The 20422-nt window shown below is 34.5% G+C and carries 15 protein-coding genes and 2 pseudogenes; 4 read left to right on the top strand and 13 right to left on the bottom strand.

Features of this window, described 5'->3' with window-relative positions; genetic code table 11:
• Position 1: 1 nt before the first annotated feature.
• Positions 2-3277 carry a T9SS type A sorting domain-containing protein gene (locus KW502_RS15660; protein WP_219041236.1) on the bottom strand — a complete coding sequence of 1092 codons (3276 nt, stop codon included), beginning with the start codon at positions 3275-3277 and terminating at the stop codon, positions 2-4.
• A gap of 232 nt (positions 3278-3509) precedes the next feature.
• Between KW502_RS15660 and KW502_RS14290 the strand changes: the two are divergent.
• Positions 3510-3776 (top strand): annotated as a pseudogene (locus tag KW502_RS14290) (type 1 glutamine amidotransferase family protein); the annotation flags it as partial.
• Positions 3777-3907: 131 nt separating this feature from the next.
• Here KW502_RS14290 and KW502_RS14285 read toward each other — a convergent pair.
• On the bottom strand, positions 3908-4906 hold the full coding sequence (locus KW502_RS14285) for an NADP-dependent oxidoreductase (protein WP_219041235.1): 999 nt from the start codon (positions 4904-4906) through the stop codon (positions 3908-3910).
• 542 nt (positions 4907-5448) lie between these two features.
• Between KW502_RS14285 and rlmF the strand changes: the two genes are divergently transcribed.
• The 3 genes and pseudogenes from rlmF (at position 5449) to KW502_RS14270 (ending at position 9626) form a co-directional block, all read left to right on the top strand.
• Positions 5449-6411, top strand: a complete 963-nt coding sequence (rlmF, locus tag KW502_RS14280) for a 23S rRNA (adenine(1618)-N(6))-methyltransferase RlmF (protein WP_219041234.1) — start codon at positions 5449-5451, stop codon at positions 6409-6411.
• Between the two features lie 366 nt (positions 6412-6777).
• Entirely contained in the window at positions 6778-7521 is a 744-nt protein-coding gene (locus KW502_RS14275) for a hypothetical protein (protein ID WP_219041233.1), read from the top strand.
• Positions 7522-8613: 1092 nt separating this feature from the next.
• A pseudogene (locus tag KW502_RS14270) lies at positions 8614-9626 on the top strand (IS110 family RNA-guided transposase).
• Positions 9627-9811: 185 nt separating this feature from the next.
• Here the strand turns inward: KW502_RS14270 and KW502_RS14265 are convergent.
• From KW502_RS14265 to KW502_RS14215, 11 genes are all read right to left on the bottom strand, one after another.
• Positions 9812-10099, bottom strand: a complete 288-nt coding sequence (locus tag KW502_RS14265; RefSeq protein WP_219041232.1) for a type II toxin-antitoxin system RelE/ParE family toxin — start codon at positions 10097-10099, stop codon at positions 9812-9814.
• A complete protein-coding gene (locus KW502_RS14260) occupies positions 10092-10331 on the bottom strand; it encodes a ribbon-helix-helix domain-containing protein (protein WP_219041231.1) in 240 nt (79 codons plus the stop codon). Before KW502_RS14260 ends, KW502_RS14265 begins: the two co-directional genes overlap by 8 nt.
• Positions 10332-10714: 383 nt before the next feature.
• On the bottom strand, positions 10715-11629 hold the full coding sequence (locus KW502_RS14255) for a helix-turn-helix domain-containing protein (protein ID WP_219041230.1): 915 nt from the start codon (positions 11627-11629) through the stop codon (positions 10715-10717).
• Between the two features lie 17 nt (positions 11630-11646).
• Positions 11647-11895 carry an Atu4866 domain-containing protein gene (locus KW502_RS14250; RefSeq protein ID WP_255554267.1) on the bottom strand — a complete coding sequence of 83 codons (249 nt, stop codon included), beginning with the start codon at positions 11893-11895 and terminating at the stop codon, positions 11647-11649.
• A 13-nt stretch (positions 11896-11908) separates the two neighbouring features.
• Positions 11909-12754, bottom strand: a complete 846-nt coding sequence (locus KW502_RS14245) for an SDR family oxidoreductase (protein WP_219041229.1) — start codon at positions 12752-12754, stop codon at positions 11909-11911.
• Between the two features lie 330 nt (positions 12755-13084).
• Positions 13085-13807 carry a hypothetical protein gene (locus KW502_RS14240; protein ID WP_219041228.1) on the bottom strand — a complete coding sequence of 241 codons (723 nt, stop codon included), beginning with the start codon at positions 13805-13807 and terminating at the stop codon, positions 13085-13087.
• A gap of 892 nt (positions 13808-14699) precedes the next feature.
• On the bottom strand, positions 14700-15347 hold the full coding sequence (locus KW502_RS14235) for a hypothetical protein (protein WP_219041227.1): 648 nt from the start codon (positions 15345-15347) through the stop codon (positions 14700-14702).
• Positions 15347-16045 carry a PleD family two-component system response regulator gene (locus tag KW502_RS14230; protein WP_219041226.1) on the bottom strand — a complete coding sequence of 233 codons (699 nt, stop codon included), beginning with the start codon at positions 16043-16045 and terminating at the stop codon, positions 15347-15349. The genes KW502_RS14235 and KW502_RS14230 overlap by 1 nt, the downstream gene beginning before the upstream one ends.
• Positions 16042-18642: a sensor histidine kinase gene (locus tag KW502_RS14225; RefSeq protein WP_219041225.1), complete on the bottom strand. Its 2601-nt coding sequence runs from the start codon at positions 18640-18642 to the stop codon at positions 16042-16044. The genes KW502_RS14230 and KW502_RS14225 overlap by 4 nt, the downstream gene beginning before the upstream one ends.
• Positions 18642-19871, bottom strand: coding sequence for a DNA cytosine methyltransferase (locus tag KW502_RS14220; RefSeq protein ID WP_219041224.1), 1230 nt, complete (start codon positions 19869-19871; stop codon positions 18642-18644). Before KW502_RS14220 ends, KW502_RS14225 begins: the two co-directional genes overlap by 1 nt.
• A gap of 1 nt (position 19872) precedes the next feature.
• A complete protein-coding gene (locus KW502_RS14215) occupies positions 19873-20082 on the bottom strand; it encodes a helix-turn-helix transcriptional regulator (protein WP_369412537.1) in 210 nt (69 codons plus the stop codon).
• Between the last annotated feature and the right edge of the window lie 340 nt (positions 20083-20422).

Genomic DNA, 20422 nt, shown 5'->3' with positions numbered 1-20422 from the left:
GTTATTCTATAATTATTCGGTCCGTGGTTAGTTTTCCTTGGGTTTGGGTAACGATCAAGTACACCCCTGATGCGATCAGGTTAAAGGGAAGGGTATAAGTGGACTGGCCTGAAATTTCCAGTTCTTTTATTTTTCTTCCGTTCATATCATACAGCACCACCGTTCCGTCAAAATCCTCTTCTGCAGAAACATCGTAGTAAAAGGTGGCCCCTTGCCCACTCGGGTTGGGATAGACTTTGGTGACCAGGTCTGCACCCCCACCGCCGGGACGACCGGTAGCATCATTTAGGACAGGGCAGTAATTCTTATAAAGAAAAATTGTTTCTGAAACACTACAGCCAGTGCTTTGATCGGTGGCTGTTACCGTTACAAACACCACTCCACATTGGGTTCCAGGTCCGGTTTGATGGTATTCATTAGTTGTACATAATTCCATGACCATCATTGGATCACTATAATCAACCTCTTGCCCCTCTATTTCCCAACTATATGTCACTTGTGGGTTGCCACCTATTAGCTCTGAAGCATCTACGGTATAAGAAGGAAGACAATTGGTGTTAAAAACTATTGCGGGAATATCCGTATCGCAGGCATTCTCATATATAGAACAACTACATTCATTACAATAGCTTAATTGTTGTTCTAGGAGATTAAGTTGGAGTTCTGTTCCCGGAAAATCTACTATTTCTTCTATAGTGTTGCCAAATTCATCTTCGATAGTTACCTCATAGTTCCCATAGGCTATATCGGCAACCGTAAAATCACCGGTATATCCCTCATAAAAATAGGATTCTCCATTATCACCTATCAGGCTAATGTTATAAGGGGGGATTCCAAACTCAAAAATCACCGAAAGCCTATTTAAATTAGCATCACAATTATCTACACTCTTTAAAATTTGTGCCCCAAAATCCAATCCTATTTGTAGGGTAGCCTCGCCGTTACATTCATTATCGGGAAGGTCGACCAGCACTTTGTATTCGCCAGGTGTATCCACGATTAACTGGGCCGAGGTTTCCGCTAAGAGTTCGCCATCTCGGTACCATTGATAAGTTCCATTGGCACTCGCGCCAAAGGGGGCAGTCCCATCCAAGGTGACTTGTGGCTGGGTGGCCGTCAATGTCTGGTCCGGCCCCAAACTGCCATTCACCACCGGGCTATTTCCTATGACGATGTTCTCCTGCAAGACCGCACCTACCTGGTCTTCAATGGTCACTTGGTAGTTGCCGGGGGGGATATTCGGGATATCAAACGTATTGACCACTTGGACTTGGGTAAAATCCAGGCCGTTACCTGCAATATTAATACTGTAAGGGGGGGCGCCCACTTCGATATTGACATGAACATAACTCTCTTCTTCGTTACATTCTGAAATGCCTTCCACCTTTGCATCCAATTTTGTATAGATACGCACACAGTCTTTTAATTGACAGATCATATCGCTGGTGGTTACCGTTACACAATATTCACCCGGCTCCTCCGCCAGCAAGGTGCTCCCATTATAATACATCTGTTCCCCATTAAAAGTCCATTGATATGTAGCATCGGGATCTTGGATACCCTGTCCCGCATCCAATTCAATTTCGGTCTGCTGCCCGGTCAAAGCTTGTTCACTTGGCCCTAAATTCAAGGTATGAGCATTCGCTTCTACAAAAAAGCTATAGTCGACCGTAGCTCCGTTCTGATCGACCACTTTCACCGTATAAGTTTGATCCCCACACACTTTAGCGACGGGATAGACATATTTATTCTCATCTTCTATATAGTAGCCCCCCACAGCAACGGCATTTCCACTTTCGTCCCTTAGGTCTACATGGTAATCGGGCTTGCCTCCCTGTACCACCAATTCCACCGCAAAGCATTCTTCTTTGCATTGCCATTTTTTATACCGTACCTGTACAATGATCTCCGGACCAATGGCAAAGGTGTACTGGTCAAAAAAACTTTGGTCTCTATCAAACATGGCTTCGTCTTTCCAGTGCGCGTAAACCTTGCCATTGTTCTGAAAATCGAGATCGGTGGCCTTATAGAATTCCACGTTCCCATTGTCAAAATCAGAAACATAGCTGTTATCGGTATATTTATCGTGCAACATCCACATCACCAGGTCCCCTGAATGAAGTGCATTAAAATAGGGTTGAAACTCATCGTTGAGGTATAGCCGGAAATGAATGGGTACATGCCCCCGGATATCATCCCCGGTGGTCTGTGCCAACCATACATTCCTGAGCAAGCGCAAATTGAGGTCATTGGGTGAACGAAGCCCTTTATCCCCCGTATCCCCAAATGCCAAGAAATTATTATTACCTATCGAATAGTGGGATTTCACATCATCATTGGTAGGTGCGATTTCATAGGTAGCTGCCACCAGGTAATCCCTTTTATGTGCACTCTCGCATTGTAACTGGTAAAGGCCGGAAATATCATCCCGCCCTATCCCAAAAATATGATGCCTAAAAAAGCTATTGTTTTGACTGTCCCAGAAGATTTTATTTCTGGAATTTTTATAATCCTTTTCTCGATCCAAGGTTATCCCGTACTTGAAGGCGAGATAGGAATCTACCCGGTTACGTTCGTTATCGGTTAGCTTACGGTCGTATAGCACGAACTCCGGCATCAGGCCCTTAAAGCCGAATCCATCGGGGACGGGTTCAAAGGGAAAGTGACGGCCAATAAAATATAGGCTCTCCCCCCGCTCACCATAGCTTTTCAAAAGCTTGTCCTGATCGTAATTGCTCCAGCTGTAAAAATGGACGTGCGTATTTTGATGTTGGCTAAACCCACTGGGAAGTCCGCTCGCATATCCTTGTTGGGTTTCCAGCACATAACTGTTGCGGCTTAAGCTGTCCGGAAAAATATTATCGGTATAACTGTTAAACCTAGTACTTACATGACGGTATGACTTATTATTATCCAAGGGGTCACTCACGATAAAAAAGTTATGGTTGTTGTCCTCTTCCAACTGACTTTCAAAAACCAGGCACAGTTTATCACTTTTCAAAGTAGGGTTGAAATTGAAAAGGCTCTTGTCAAGGGGATTACAATCTGTTATACGCACCTCATTGCCGCTATAGTCCCCATAGGTACCGTTTTCCAAATCTTCAAAAGTGGTCTTGTACCAGACCTCTGCCCCGGGAACGCCCCCCGGGTAAATATTTGTTGATTCAATTGCGGATAATTGTTCTTGTGAAGAAATATTATAAGAAGCTAGTAAAAAGAAGAAAAGTAGTTTTTTTTCATAAAAGAGTACAGTTAAAATGGTTAATAATAAAAACACAGCAACCTTAACACAGTGTTAAATTAAACAAAAAATTAAATATTTAATATTTAATTATTTTGTTATTTATAAAAATTAATTAAAAAACATTAAAAAATTAACACTATATACCACTAATGATAGAAATAAAAATCAATTAATATTTCTAAATCACAAATTTTGAGTTTGGTTAGTTTAGTATCTTAAATCATCTTATTTTTAAAAAGAATTAAAAGCTTATACTTTGAAAGGAGTATTTAAACATACTAAAAATACCGATGGCACCTCTTTAATAGATGGTAAAAAAGTGACCGGATTTACCAATGAAGAGGAAGCAGCCGTTCAACTTACCAATGTGGTTCCCTTCTTGGTAGAAGACATGCTGAAAAAGAACGGTGGCGTTTATTCTAAAAAAGAAGCTTGGGCTCCTTATGCCGTAGAAGACGGTTTATTAATTACCGGACAAAACCCAGCTTCTTCTGAAAAAGTAGCCGAACTTTTAGCAGAACGATTACAATAAGAATTATAGTTTTTGCCTACATAAGAAAGAGCGACTTGATTAATTTTAAGTCGCTCTTTTTATGTAGTTTATTTAAAATTCTTTTGGCTATTGACTATTCCCGTATACAGGGTTTTTATTATGACCAATTATTAATTTTCTAAAATTTCAGCGAGGTTGATGATTACTTTTCCCTGAGCTCTTCCAGTAGCTAAATATTCATAGGCTTTTATGGCATCTTCAAAAGAATATACCAGATCTATAGTTGGTCTAATCGTGCGATCTTCTACCATGACTTTAATTTCAGTTAGTTGATTAGCATTTGGTTGCATCCAGGTATATTGATATTTAGCTGATTTTTTTTCGATAAGCTTAGCTAGCTTTTCTGGTAGCTCGTAATTTTCTATACCCATTTGTTCAGCAGATTGCGCATCTGGCGGGCCTACTATGGTAGTAACTCTTCCGCCTTCTTTAATAATGTCGAAAGCTTCAAAAGTATAATCATCACCCAAAGTATCAAAAACGATATCTAGGTTATTAGCGACTTCCTTGTAATCTTCCTTTTTATAATCGATTACACGATCTGCTCCCAAAGCTTTTACCCAATCAAGGTTTTTGGTGCTAGTTGTTGTGTAAACAATCGCACCTTTAGATTTTGCGTATTGTATAGCAAAACTTCCCACTCCGCCAGAACCTGCATGTATTAACACTCGATCATCTTTTTTTAGATTCACTTTCTCTAAGGCCTGTATAGCGGTAAGCCCAGTTAATGGCAGTGAAGCGGCTTTTTCAAAAGTCACATTATCCGGTTTATGAGCAACGACTTTACTGTCTACAGCAACAAATTCGGCTACTGTTCCCATATATTCTTGTGGAACCCTGGCAAAAACCTCATCTCCTACTTTAAAATTTTTAACCTCATCTCCTACTTTTACAACCTCACCACTTACATCATACCCAATTCCGACAGGAAAATCAAGTTGAAGTAGATCTTTCAAGTGACCCTGAACTATTTTATAATCGATGGGATTAGCTGCCGCAGCTTTCACCGCGATCAGTATTTCTGAACCCGAAATTTTAGGCGTATCTATTTCAGCGATTTTAAGACTGTCTTTAATCTCTCCGTATTTGGTAATTTGTAATGCTTTCATAAAATTATATTTTTTCTTCGCAGTGTTTTTAGAAGCTTTTAAAAGAATATTCATTCAAAACTCTAATTTTTTCTTATTAGAATCGCCTCTGAAATTTCTACGTATTGATTCATTATTACTTTCAAAAAAATTTACGGAATAGCATAAACTTTATTTTAAGTTTAGCTTCTTTTCCTTCAACTTACCCAATATAGAAAGAATATCAGGTTTTGGAATAAGGTTTAGAAAAGGTTTAACGCTTCATGAAATTAAATGTAAGTTAGTTATCTTCCCTTTACAATGATAATTTTTCTAGCTATTATTCAGCGAAATCATAGCCAAACTCGTTTTGCATCATCCGCCTTATACATCGAAAAATTGATTGAAGTATAAATGTTTTCTTTCTTGATTTGGGTTTTCAAGCTATTGCTAAAATAAAAAGAGAATGGATCGGATTTATAAGGGAAATGAAAAATTGCTAAATTGCATTCAATCCGAGAATAATAGTTAAAGTTCGTCGGAATTAGGAATTGAATGCAACTCGTTAAACAGAATCTATAATCATGTCATCAACAAAAAAGCAAGAAGAAAAATCAAGCTTACACCCTCGAAATAAAAATAGAAAAAGATATGATTTAGCAGCATTAGTAACTTCCTTTCCAGAATTAGAGAATTATGTAAGGCCTAATAAATATGGTGATGATTCTATAGATTTCTCAGATCCTGTTGCTGTAAAAACGCTCAATAAAGCCTTACTACATCATTATTACGGAATTAAAAACTGGGATTTTCCCGATGAAAATTTATGTCCGCCAATCCCCGGCAGAGCAGATTATATTCATCAGATTGCAGATCTATTAGCTGAAAATAATTTGGGCAATATACCCACTGGCGCTCATATTACTGGTTTGGATGTTGGTGTAGGCGCTAGTTGTATTTACCCAATAATTGGTGTTACAGCATATCATTGGAAATTTATTGGATCTGATATTAACCCTAAATCGATAGCTTCCGCTAAGCATATTATCAATGCTAATCCACAGCTTAAAGATAAGATTGAATGCAGATTACAACAAAATAAGAAGCATATTTTCGTGGACATTATCGGCAAAGAAGAAAAAATTGATTTTACGCTATGTAATCCTCCTTTTCATTCCTCTCCTGAAGATGCTGCCAAAGGAACTCGAAGAAAAGTTAAAAATTTATCGGGCAAGAAAGAAAAGAATCCCAGGCTTAATTTTGCGGGAATTAACGACGAACTTATATATGAGGGAGGAGAATATAAGTTTATTGACCAAATGATTAAAGAGAGTAAAAAGCTTTCTAACAACTGTTTTTGGTTTACCACCTTAGTCTCTAAACAAGCTAATCTCAAAGGAATTTATAGATCCTTAAAGAAAATTGAGGCTCAACAAATTAAAACGATCCCCATGGGAACCGGTAATAAATCTAGTCGGATTGTGGCTTGGACCTTCTTTACTGAAGAAGAAAAAAAAGTCTGGAGCGCAACGAGATGGAAAAATTAAAAAATGCTGTGATCATTTAACGCCCAACTCTAGTCGCCTGCTTCCATATTCAAAAACTTGATGAGCTTATAGTTTTATAGCGCTGCCCCTTCAAATGCCCAAGGTTAGTTTTTCCCATCTCCTACGCATTAACGTATGTTAAAACTTATTCTTGTGTATTACAAGGCTTTATGCTATATTTATCTTCCACTCCATTTAAAGACATAAGAAAGGTATATCGCTCTAGGCTAACCTACACTTTAGCCACAGCGACCCCACACTAAGCCCACACTTTTTCAGAAAAAAGTGGCTTCTATGTGCTTGAATTGCGAAGTGGTGCTTTGTTTAGTACGAAGTAAATTAAAGTTTCATCTTAAGTAAAAAACTATGGCACATTTAGATAAGCATAACCGCCTCATTGGGGGCTTAGGTAATTTGGTGTTTAAGCAGGTAAATGGCAAAACCATTGTACAGCTGAAACCCGGGAAAAACAATGTTAAACAAACCAAGCGTTCCAAACAATCGGCTTCTGATTTTGGCACGGCTTCCAGAACCACCAAGTGTCTTTCTGTTAGCTTACGAAGTCTTTTTCAGCACTATTATGATGGGCAAATGTTTAATCGGTTTCGGAAAACGGTTTATCAAGCAATGCTAAGCAACACCGAAATTTTAAAAGGACAGAAAAATTTATGGGAAAGCGATAGTTCCTTATTAGATGATTTTGAATTTAATCTGGCTAGTTTATATAGCGATTATTCTACGATTACGTGCAACAGCCAGCTCACCTCAGCACAAGAAATAAAACTCGATATCGCGGCATTTAATCCAAAAACTCAATTAAAGTGGCCGGCAACCGCGCAAAAAGCTAAACTTTGTTTTCTGGTTAGTACCTATGCCAAAGAAGATTTTATGCCCCTAGCCTCCTTAGCTTTTAAAGTAGAGGTGAACCGCAATTCTGCTCCCCTCTCCGCTCAAAATTTTCTTACAGATCCGCTCCCTTCTCCTTGCTTTGTACTGATCTCTACTTGTGTCTTGTATTTCAAAGAAGATCCTGTGTTGGGCCCCATAAGTCTTAACCATAAAACTTTGCATCCCGCTAAAATTGAAAAAGCATTTAGGGTCGTTGGCTAATGTTATCTTTTACAGGAGTCTTAACGATGTTTTACTTTCTAAGCTCTAAGTGAAAATTCAGCCTTCTTCAGTTGATGATTTATCACCAACTATAAGCTGATCAATTTTTATTAATGGTCACAAAAGGCTAGAATGTAAGCTATTTTCCACAGCAAGTGAGGTGAAAAGCATTTTAGTGAATCTCTTGATCAAGCCTACTTAAAGTATTTTTACTTACAGCCATTTACTCCATGAAGGTATAATTGCTAGCTCTACCCACGGCTTTAAAGGCTTTTTTCACCGGTGAAGAAAAGTATTTTGAAGATGGGGACACTATAGTTTTTTATAAAGTTCTCGTTTTAAATTAGTGTTTCAACTATGCCTTGTCCCATTAAAAATAAATTATTCAAGCCTCTACATAGTTTGTTTCTATCTTTTATAATCTCTCTAATAATTTCTTAGGTATTTGTATGGAATTCGTGATTAGAATCCAATTAAAATTTTCAAAACCATCGATTTTCAAATTTTACAGAATAGCTAATTAAAGTCCTCAGCTCAATTTAGCGACTGTTCTTGTTATTCTAGCTTATCTTTTTCCCACATGCTAAATGAGGCTTAGCATCGTATCCTTACGATTTTTTAACAGCACTGCCCTTCCCTAATTTTAAAATGAAAAGAGCTCAAAAGTACAGCTTAGTTTTGATCAATGAATTAAAAGTAAACTAGGAATTAGAAACTGAAAGAATGTGTTTTGACTTTAACCTTCCTAGATTCAATAACTCAACGGTCTTGTATATTTGTCAGTTGTGGGAATTTGGGATTAAAGTTAATAAAAAGAAATGACTTTGACGCTTGAGCGTCTGTGTCCGCAGGACACAAAACCACAATTGCTAATATACGTCTTAAGTTTGATTCTTATTAAATTTAAACAATAAATCAGAAAGAACAAAGAGAGGATTAAGGTTATGATATACGGTGAAGCGTTAGACTTCGACAACATTGATAATCCCCTCTCTTTAACTACTTTAATCACGTTCAGTTCTTTGAGGCTTTAGACCTCGTTTTCAAGTTGTTGTGATTACGGTAGTATGCTCTTTCATAAAATCAGTTCTTATGGATAAATATAAAGAAACTTTTGGAATCGATATCAGTAAAGATGTTTTTGATGTTTACGGAAGTAAAAGTGGTCATCGCCAGTTTAGCAATGATGAGTCTGGGTTTGTCTCTTTTTTAGGTTATATACCTAAGGATAGCTTAGTATTGATGGAAGCTACGGGATATTACCATTATCGATTTGCACAGTTTCTTTACAATAAAGGGGTGAGCGTAGCAGTAGTCAATCCTTTATCAGTCAAGCGTTTCATTCACTTGCCACCGACGAGCACAGCGAGAGGATGGCATTATCAAAAATAAAGACCGACAAGAGTGATGCCAAGGCAATTTGTCATTATGCTTTATCTAATGAAGTTCCTTTATATAATGCCTTAAATAATGTACAGGCAGAATGCTTGCAGCTTTTTCGGCTTATGGATAATTACTTAAAGAAGCGTACGGCTACCAAGAATAAACTTCACGGTGAGGAAGTCCTAGGTATTCCCTCTAGGTATGTTTATAGGTCTTTAAAGCGTGATCTCAAACATCTAGACAAAGAGGTCAGGGGAATTGAAGTTCGCTTACTGGATCTAGTCAAACAAGAACAGCAACTAACCTTGCTAACGAGTATCCCTGGAATCGGAATGAAAACGGCCTTGTTTTTAGTGGTAATAACAGATGGATTTACCAAGTTTGAGAAGGCTTCGCAGCTGTGTAGTTACGTAGGGATCACCCCAACGATACGGGAATCAGGCAGTAGTGTTAGGGGCAGAAGTAGAATAAGTCTTGCCTCCGACGAGTAAAGAATGAGCGAGAGGAAGGCAAAGTAATAAAAGCTTCGGAATCTATTATTTTTATGCGCTTTCAACGCTTGTAAACACAATAAGGGTTGCAGGGCAATTTATGAGCGAATTGTAGCTACTTGTCTCCGACGAATGAGGCACGAAAGAGAGGAAGACAGGAGTAAGAAACTGGCGTTGATTGCAGTGGCCAATAAGCTGTTGAAACAGGCTTTTGCCATTGCTAAATCTTGATTACCCTACGATGAAAACTATGTATCTGTTCTAGCAAAAGGATAGCTAGAAAAAAGAAGTAAATATTACCGCTAAGATCTATTTGTATGGATGTTAGTACAGGCTAATTATGTCTCAAATTTAATGTAGAGGCAACGTTGGTTTTTACCTCAGTTCTTTGTTGGCAACTGTATTTATTTTTGAAACTAAAATATACTATTTAAATCTTGACTTCCAATTATCGCCATAATTTCTACAAAATCGTTATTAATTTTATAGTAAATACTATCAGAACCACAGACGCAGCGTCTGTAACCTTTTTTTAAAGAATCAACAGATTCAAATGAATAGGGTTGCTTGGCAATTATTTCAAAATATTCAAAGAAAGTTTCAAAATATTTATCCGCTTGATTTACACCAAATCTTTGCATTCCATACTGATGAATTCTTATTAAATCTTCTTTAGCTAAATTACTTAGTTTATATTTAGCCATTAAGTAAAGACTTTGATTGGGCTAAGATCTCATTTTTGCTATCGTTAGTAAAACCGCTACTTTCAGCTTTATCCAGTCTAGATTTTATCCAATCGATTTGAATTTGTTGTTTTCTAGCTTGTCTAATTAAATCATTAACTAATTCGCTTTTACTAGAATATTCTTTATTATCAATTTGATTTTTTAACCAGTCATCATTTGGTTCTGTAAAAGAAATGCTTTGTCTTCCCATAATATCATTTTTGATGTAAATTTACACCAAAATTACATTTTAAACAAAAATTAATTGATGTTTGTGTGTGATTTTATATAGTTGCCAACGGTCTCGGCTCGTATGAGTAGTTGCGTAGGTTAACACTTAACTTTGCAAGTACACACCAAGCTGAAAATCCGCGAGGATTTTCAGAAGAAGGCGAGAACAAGCAATTACTTATAGCCATTGTGCTTGTTGCACAACCTCTTTCTTAATCAAATTTAAAATTAATAGTAGATTTCAATAGTACCATACACTTAGAAAGCAACAATTTAACTATTCATAAAAATCAGAATAATCCTCTTTTCTTAGAAATTTAGGCTTGTGCAACGACTACCATTGTAAGCGGTAGTACTTTTTACTCAATTAAAAGATTGTTTAAATTCAATAGGGGAAATATTAGTTTTGTTCTTAAATAGTTTACTAAATGAAGCAGGATACTCAAAACCTAATTCATAGGCAATTTCGCTCACGCTTAATTCGGTAGTTGATAATTTTTCTTTGGCTTTTTCAATTATTTTGTTCTGAATATGTTGTTTTGTACTCTGTCCGCTTATAATTTTTAAAGTACTACTTAGATAATTGGGTGAAAGATTTAAATCGTTTGCAATTTGAGTAACCGTAGGAATTCCATTGTCCAGCATTCTATTGTCATCAAAATAGAAGTTTAGTATTTCTTCTAGTTTCGCCAAAATTTGATGATTATTAATCTTTCTGGTTATGAATTGTCGCTCATAATATCGTTGAGCAAAGTTTAAGAATAGTTCAATTTGAGAGATAATTATACTTTCACTAAACTTGTCAATATTTGATTGATATTCCTGTTGTATGCCCTTTAGTAATTGTTCTAAATTGAGTTCTTCTTTTTCAGAAAGGAAGAGAGCTTCATTTACGGCATAGCCAAAAAAGTCATATTTTTTTATTGACTTCCCCAATTTTGTATTCCATAAAAAATCTGGATGTACAAGTAAAAGCCAACCAGATGCATTGACTTCTACATTTTGATTTATTTGAATCTGTAAAACCTGATTTGGTGCAATAAATGACAAAACACCTTCATCAAAATCATACTTTTGTTGCCCATAATTGAATTTTTCATTTACATTCCGTTTTAAACCAATAGAGTAAAACTCTTGAATCCATTTAATCTCTTTTGTGTCTGTAGGATAATTTACGTTGCTGTAATCTACCAGACTAATTAAAGGGTGTTCGGGTTTTGGTAGATTGCAGTATTTGTGAAAATCGCTTATCGCTTTAAAACGGAATGTGTTTATCATTTCTTAAATATAAATTATTATTGTTCTTTATATAATATCATACCTGCGTGATAAAGAATGCCGTTTTTAAATTCTCCATCTGCAGTAAAACCTGTATCATCTTTATAATTAATGTGGTTTCCGGTTACCCAATAATCACCTTGGTAGGCACTTTTTCGGTTTCCTCTGGCTTCATCATAACGGTCATTTGGTAGTAATTCGTGACGTATGTTTCCATCCTTGGTTACCCATATTCCAATATATTCCTTAGTTTGTTCTATCGTCATTTGAATTTAAAATTTAATTTTTAAATCCTGTAGATATTCCTAAAGTTCTGTTTTCTTCCATAGCTTTCTGGATTGTATCTATTTTTAGGTTAGCATAATGATGTGCATCATCTCCCATAAAAAAATGTACTGGTGGATGCTCTTGTTCACTTAAAGTAATCAAAACTTCAGCACCTTTTTCTGGGTCGTTGGGTTGATTACCATTAATTTCTTTTAAATGTGCTTGTTCCATTTCACGAGCTGTTTTATAATCTTCAATTGGATTATTAGGTGTTTTAACAGAACCTTCTGATAAAAAATTGGTTCTAAAATATCCTGGATATACCAAAGTTGTATATACTCCAAATGATTTCATTTCTTCTGCTAAAGCCTCTGTGAAACCTGCAACAGCAAATTTAGAAGAACAGTAAATACCGAAACCTGCAAAATTTCCTGTATAACCGCCTATAGAAGCGATATTAAATATGTGTCCAGATTTTTGTTTGCGTAAATACTGTGTAGCATTTCTAATTACGTTTAGAGAACCAAACACATTTACTTTAAAATTATCTTCTACTTCTTTTGCTGAAAGCTCTTCTAAAGTTCCAATTTGGCTGTAACCTGCATTATTAACTAAAACATCAATTCTACCAAAATGACTAATCGTAGCTTCAATAGCATTCTTAACATTTTCATTTTCTGTTAAATCCATTTGAATTGGTAAGAATTTTTCATTCTCTTCTCCAATTTCATTAATTAAGGATTGTTTGTTTCTTGAAGTAGAGGCAACATTATAACCTTGTAAAAGAAGTTTTTTGGTTAATATTAACCCTAAACCTTTAGATGCTCCTGTAATAAACCATACTTTTTTTGTGTTCATATTCTTAAATTTAGATTAGGGTACAAAATTGACTTATTCCAGCACTTTTAACTTTTCCAAATCTAAGAACGATATAGTCAAATCTATCTTATCTGATGATTTTTGGTCGTATTACCGCTAACGTTCCGGCTAAAAAGCGTTACCATCCCGAAGGGTGGCTATGATTTTTAGCCATTGTGCGTGTTGCACAACCTCTTTCTTAATCAAATTTAAAATTAATAGTAGACTTCAATAACACCATACCCTTAGAAAGCAACAATTTAACTATTGCTAAAAATCAGAATAATCCTCTTTTCTTAGAAATTTAGACTTGTGCAACGGTTACCGGTGTTAGCTGTAGTTTTTATTTTTCATTAAATTTCTTACAATAATCGTTATGTCGGCTACTAAATATCCGCCAACAACAATAATTCCAAAAATCCCTAAAGGTCTTTGTCTTGAGTGATTTGGGTCAGGATTTAAAATCATTTGAATACACAGATAAAGGATAAATAAACAGAATGGATATAGGATAATCCTTGTCAAAATCTTCGTAAAAGTCCATTCTTTAACCTTTACTTTCTTTAAATCCGCTTTTGGTTTGTTTACAAGTTCAGGGTTATTTGCTCGTTCTATATTTCCTATGGCTTCTTTCAGTTCGTCAGTCAAATTTTTTGTTTCGTACTTTTTTGCTTTTGACATTACTAAATGCAATAAAGTTCCAATTACAGAAATTCCGATTATTCCAATTAAGGCAGTTTTAAATTCAGTCGTAAATAAAACAACCAAAACAAGTACAATAAAAAATCCTATTGATATTTTATTCAGAAGTTTGTGAAAAGGGTTTCTTTCCATTTTAATTCCGTTCATTTTTCCGTTTTGGTCAAAAGTCAAATGAAAAATAGGATAGGCTCCTCTTAAAAAATGTGCAGACCTCCAAATTAGAAGTTCATTCGGTTTTATTTCTCCGCTGTATTTTGTGGTGTTATAAATAAACACATCGTTCCAATGATTTTTCAGAGTACTTTTTTTGTTCTGAATTATTAATTTTTCGATGTCTTTTTTTTCTACCATAAAGGTTGGTTCAAATTACAGCTAACGGTTGGTGTCGAGTAGACAAGGGGAGTTTCACCCCGAGCCTCTCACAGAACCGTACGTGATAGTCTCCCATCATACGGCTCTTCTAACTTGACATACAAAAATAGCTCATCCTTTTTTCAAGTTGGCAGTATGTACATCAAATTAGCTAACCCCTTTGCTCCACTCCCATTACAGGAGCTTCTTCACTACTACGAGTTAGTCCGCCCCTATACCAAGCATCGCTATTCTGCCTCTAGTTTGCGCTATTGTACATTTCACTTTGCATCTTGGCACAGGTTCCCGAGTTCCGTAAATAAGCCCAAATACTGGTCATGCCTCCTAAATGACGCCTGCCGCCCAGCCAATAAACAGGTGACCGCTGGACTTATAATGTTGGTCATACTTCAAACACTTTTGACAGAAGGTTGCACGTTCTCGACACTTCATCAGAGGTTCATTTGCATTCATCTCCAGTATTCATACCTGACTAGCTCGTGGCATAGCCTTTTCCATAACGCTCAATACCTTGACTCTTTATCAAAGCACCTTATGGTGGTTTAATGCTCTCCCCTGTAGGACAACATTGGTGGGTCGGTTCCACCATCTTATAAACAGTTGCGTAACGACTTTCAGCCGATCGTTACTCTCAGCACACATATGAAAAGTAGCGGTTTTAATGCACTAATTTTCAGTAAATGACTAACCTTTATTTTATGTTTTTGCTTTCGTTTTAGCACTTATTCCGCTATTTTTTATATACATTGTTACCTGGCTGGCTTTTCTTTCCGCAAACTTGCTAGCTTTGGCAGAAGACATGCTCTTTTGATATTCTAGGTGTAGCGTTGGCTGGTGCAAATTGCAAATGTGTATGGCTTTTAGCCTTAGCTTAATATATTACCATATCATTCTTCATATTGAATAATAAATCAGCTAAATTTCTATTTTCATCTTCAAGAATCGCTTTATTAATTCTTTTATTTAAATGTAAGTTTAAATAATCTTTTAAAAATATAAAGTCTTTAGATTCATCCTTAAAGTATTCAAGCAAACTTAATATCACTGTTTCATTAATCGCTTGTTTGAAAAGTTCAATAGTTTCCAGTGTGATTCCTTCATTTGCAAGTTTTTTATCACTTTCAACTTCTTCAATTTCTGTTGGTAAAGGACCAAATCCGATAGCTTTATTAGTTTTGGCAATACGAAATGAACTTTTTATTAAACTGGCGGAATCACAAGCAAGTAAAAATAAATTCTGGTTTTTGAAAATACCCATTTCATTTCTTTTTACCAATGGTTGCTTTGGAAAATCATCAAGTAATTCACCACCGTAAATTTTGTCGTCCTGACCGTGTCCTAAAAATAGTATTGTGGTATTTTCTGGAAGTTTAGCAATATTATCAAGACAACTTTTGTATGAATCTGTGTTAGGATGAATTTCAATTAATTCAAAAACAATGGAATTAGATTTTAAGCGATCTACAATATCAAACAGAAACTTTGTTGAGGGGTCAATCGAAATAATAACTATTATCATCAATCCTCGAATTTATTTAAATCAATTAAATGAGCTATAGTTAGCTCAACCAAATTTTTCTGAAAGTCGATTCCATTTGGCAAATCTTTATCGATTTCGTGTGCTATGTCTGAAAGTTTTTTTCCTTTAAATTTTGGATAGACACTATTAAAAACTAAGTCCGGGTATTTTTCTAAAAATTTTATCAGATGATCTTTATGTTTATATATTTCTTTAGGAGTAACAGTTAACCTTGTTAACTCTTCAGGTATCCTATCTCTATCTATAAATTCATCAATTTTCAGCTTTATCAAGCTTTTGACTTTTTTTGGCGTGTCAAATGTTTTTGCAACTTTATCTTGTTCAGATGAATAAAGACAAAATTTAGCTCGTCTTAATCTATGTTTTTTTGAAGTACATTCGTTTTTAATCCATTTAAGTAATTCAAAGCCATCTAAATACACGTCTTTAAAATCATAATCTGAAGCAACTATATCAAAATTCTCATTCATACAGTTATCATTAACATAAGATTGAATTTTGGCCTTATCAAGTATCACTCTTCCAGTAGATTTATCTCTTTTCTTGTAATGATCGTTGCTTAAATCTAAAAAAGTTTCATCAAGGTCAAAACCAACATTTTTAAGTTTTTTCCTTAGATTATCTATTTGAGAATTTATCTTATTATCATCTACGTATAATAATCGTACTACACTCATATTGTATTGAAAATAAGTTTAAAAGAGGCTCCAGATAATTTTAAATTATTACCTATAAAGTCAATCTCAGAATTCATATCATTTAAAAGATTCTTTGTGTAGAATAACCCTATTCCAGATCCATTCATACCGTTTGAGGGTATATCACGAACAGAGAGCTCAAAAATGCGTTTATGTTTGTCTAAAAATTTATTTGATAAACCATCACCATCATCCGAAAAAATCATTTCTAATTGTTTGTCGCTTTTGTTGTTAAACTCAATCAGAATATTTTCTGCTCCCCATTTGATAGAATTGCTTATTAGATTATCAAGTATGATTGATAAATTTAATACACTAATATTTTTGTTTAGGTATGAGTTGTTAACCTTAAATTCAAATAACATCTTATCAGAAAATGTCTCACCGTATAATGAAATATATTCCTGAATATATGATACTAAATCAACGTCCTTTTTTTCAATATCTTCTTTGAGATCTGATCTAGTAACAAACTCGGCCATTTTTAAAGAGCGTTCTGCATTAAGTTTTAGGAAACCTAGTCTTTCAATTAAGTTATTTATATTGAAATCATCTTCAGTTAAGTCGTCAATTATATTATCAATACCATCTCTTATTTCGATATTATTGATTTTTATGGTATGAATTAGCCCATCTGCATCAGGACTTAGAGTTCTTCTTGTTGCAAGAAGGTACAAGTTTTTTTCTTTTTCAATTGATAAATCTACTTCTGCTTTCTCAGCTTTATCTTTATATTCTTTGGCAGTCTTTTCAGCACTTTGTTTTTGATTTTTTAAATCATCTAATTCATATTGAAGTTTTGCTATTAGCATAGTTTGTTCCTCAACAGTCTTTTTGTAGTTCTGTAACTCTAGAATTGCTTTTGTAGTAGCTTCATTGGTTGAATATTTAGCAAATTCTTTGAGTTGTTTTTCTAATTCGGCATTTTGTTCAGCCTTACGCTGTAAAATTCGCCCCAAAGTTTCCGAATCAATTTTTTTATTATCAAAATCTTCAATTAACTGTTGAAATTCTCTTTCGGACTTTTGCCTTTCTTCTTCAATCTTTTGTGTAATTAAATTTTCATTGATATATAATTCTATTACGTCATTAACTCTTGCAGATATTATTGAATGTATCGCACCATATGTTCTTCTTTGCTTTGTCTGGTCGTCTTCACGGAAAATCAATTCATTTTCTTTCGCTTTTCCTGAAATAATTTTTTGTTCAATTTCTTTAAACTGAGGGTCTTTATTATCATAAATAGAACTATCCCAATTAAGTCCTTCTACTACATATCTTTCAAGTCTTCTATGTGCTTTATAATAGAAACTATCATTTCTTTCAGAATTAGTTAAATCTTTGTAATTATCATTTCTTACAATACCTTCTCTACTAGATATGATTTGGAAATCATTTAACTCATCAAGAATTTCAATTTGACCAATTATATCTCTTAGACCTAGAAAGCTTCTTGTTTTTTGTGCTTTTCTTTGATCTAATCCCAGCCAATCATTTCCTACATCTCCATAAGGTGAAATTCTAAATCCATTAATAAACAGAAATATCGATCCGTAATTAACTGATTGTATTCCAGTTTGTTTAGTAAAAAAAGCTTTAGCGTATGGATTTAAGTAATAGATTGAGATCTTTACATTCTTAATTGAAGGATAGTAAGGGTTTTTTTCTTTTAGCCAAAAAATCGTATCACCTTTGTCTTTAAGTTCTGTATAGATAATTTCGCCTCCATCTTGAGTTCTAGTTTCAATACTAGTCGATTTGAAGTCCAATTTATCAAAAATTCGATTCTCTACTTTACCAATGAATTTTTCATACTCATTCCTTAAGTCATTCTCTTTTATAAACTCAGGTGTACTGATATAAATGCCGAAATCATCATTTTGAAATGCTTGATTAGGATTGATAAGTTTTTCTAAATATTTTTTTAAGTCAACGAACTTTTCTGTATCCCATTTTATGGTATTTCCGCTTTTGTCTTTAATGGGATACGCCCAAGAACTCCTTAATTTTATGACTTCCAATAGGACACCATTGTCAAAGGCTTTAAAACCAATATTTTCAATATCATTTTTTGATAGATATTGAAATTTTAAAGGTATAGATTGAATTTCCTTTTTTTCATCTTCAATTTCGAATAACTTCCAATCTATACTAAGTTTTAAATATTTGTTATCATCTTTTGTTTTCGCATATAGATTAAGATATTCGCCAAGTCGGTCACAAGAAAATCTCCCTACCCCTTTGGCTCCAGCCATTCTTCTATTATGTTGCTTCTTGTTAGATTTTTTTTCTGAATAAGCTATGTTCAACCATTTATCTTGGATGTCTTCTAGATCCATTCCTAAACCATCATCTTGAATAATTAATCTAGATGTTTTGTTCGAAAATGAAGGTGTAATCTCATCATCATTATTCTTGAGGTTTAGATAAGTTACATTAACTCTTTTTGCATCTGCATCAAAAGAATTTTTAACCAATTCAAGAATTGCGATATTGTCATCATTGATAAGGTCTTTACCAATTATACTTTTTAACTGGACATTAGTTTTAAAATGTAATTCGTTCGGATTTGTCATTAGCTAATTAGTTTGTTTAAAACCAATCCGCTTTGTTCACCGAAAAGAGGTGGTATCGCATTGCCTATTTGTGAATATCTAGGAACTTCTTGTGTTCTTCTCTTACCCCCAGTTGTATATTTACCCTTAAATTCATACCAATCGTTAAAAGATTGTATTCTAGCATATTCTCGAACTGTGAAAATTCTGGGCTCACAATAATGCACATAATCGTCTGGTAAAGTAGTGATTGTTGGAGTGGGAGTGCTTCCAGATAAGGGTATTATAGTTCTCTTTTTTAGATTAAATCTTTCTTTAATTTCGTCAGATAATGTTTTGTTTTTATCTGCATTTTCAAGTATATATTTGAGTTTTTCTACTGTAGAAGGATTGTGTTTTGCAAATCTATGACTGTCAGGGATTTTGCGTGAGTAATTTCCTTTTAATAGCTTTTGATATTCTGATTTTGTTTTATTATAAAAACCTGTTTTAAAGGATGCAGTATCAGGTGATGTGGTTTCATTAATTCTTAACAAATCAGATATTGCATCTTCCAGACTATTTGTTAGACCTATTCCTTTGTTTACAAGAAATTTTTCTCTTTCACTTTTTAATGAATCAAAAAAGTCTATTGGTTTTGCTTTGTCGACTATGTCTTTTCTAATTCCAACTAAAATGAAACGTGTTCTTTTTTGCGGGACACCATATTCTGAAAAATCAACGAGACGACCTTCGACCTTGTAGCCTAAATAATTTCCGCCTTTTGGAGTATATTCAAGTGCACTCTTTACATATTCCGAATACACTTTTCCTTGGATTTTATTTTTATCAAACTTTTGAGTAAAACCTTTTACATTTTCAAAAAAGATAACTTTTGGTTGTACTTGACGAATAAATCTTATGTATGATTTAATCAATTTATTTCGTAAATCATTTTCATTTCTTTTTCCAGCCGTAGAAAAACCTTGACAAGGTGGTCCACCGGCGACCATATCAATTTTACCTCTCAATGATTTGAGTTCATTAGGATATTCCTTGATAATTGTATTAATATCATGGTTGGATTTCGGTAACCAATTTGGCCAATCGAAATGGTTATTATTTTCAATTAAATTATGGTTGAAGGTTTCAAATGCATCTGGGCTTTTTTCAATAGCGAATAGTCCTTTCCATAAGCCAGAATTATAAAGTCCGAGTGAAAGTCCACCACAACCTGCAAATAGGTCTATATATGTTTTCTTATCGCTCATATTAACTCTCAGAATTATTAGTTGAATAAAGTAAATCTCTGATGTCTATTTCTAAAGCATTTGCAACTCTAAGCAGGTTCTCTAAAGATGGTTGTCGTGCATTTGTACACCATTGAGAAACAGTAGATTCATCTTTACCTATTTGTTCTGCTAACCATTTGTTCTTTCTCCTGGTTTCGGCAAGAGCAACTTTAATTCTGTTGATTTCCACTTTAGCCAATTTATTTGTGTTTTACGCAAATATATTAACTTATTACTAATAATATTAACATTTTTAAAATTATTTTCATTCGGGTGGCGGTGGGGAAGTGAAAGCTCTTTTTATTTTGTGAGGAACGAGCAAAATGAAATGTGCTTGAACGTGTGGTTGGCTCTTTTTTCAGCTTGCAGGTAACGGCAGTCTGTCTCAAAACTACCTAATTTGTTTTTAAAAATAATTGAAATTAGGGGTAAAGCCAAAATTTGCATTAATTTTTGTTTGCTTTTGTATTAATGCCTTAAAAGTTCGTTTTAGTCTTATATGTGCTTTTATAAGCTTTCTGATGTTAAAA

The sequence above is a fragment of the Mesonia aestuariivivens genome (genome assembly GCF_019311235.1).
In the GTDB taxonomy this organism is placed as follows: domain Bacteria; phylum Bacteroidota; class Bacteroidia; order Flavobacteriales; family Flavobacteriaceae; genus Mesonia; species Mesonia aestuariivivens.
The sequence above is the reverse complement of the archived record's forward strand: the minus strand, read 5'-3'. Positions and strand labels throughout refer to the sequence as shown.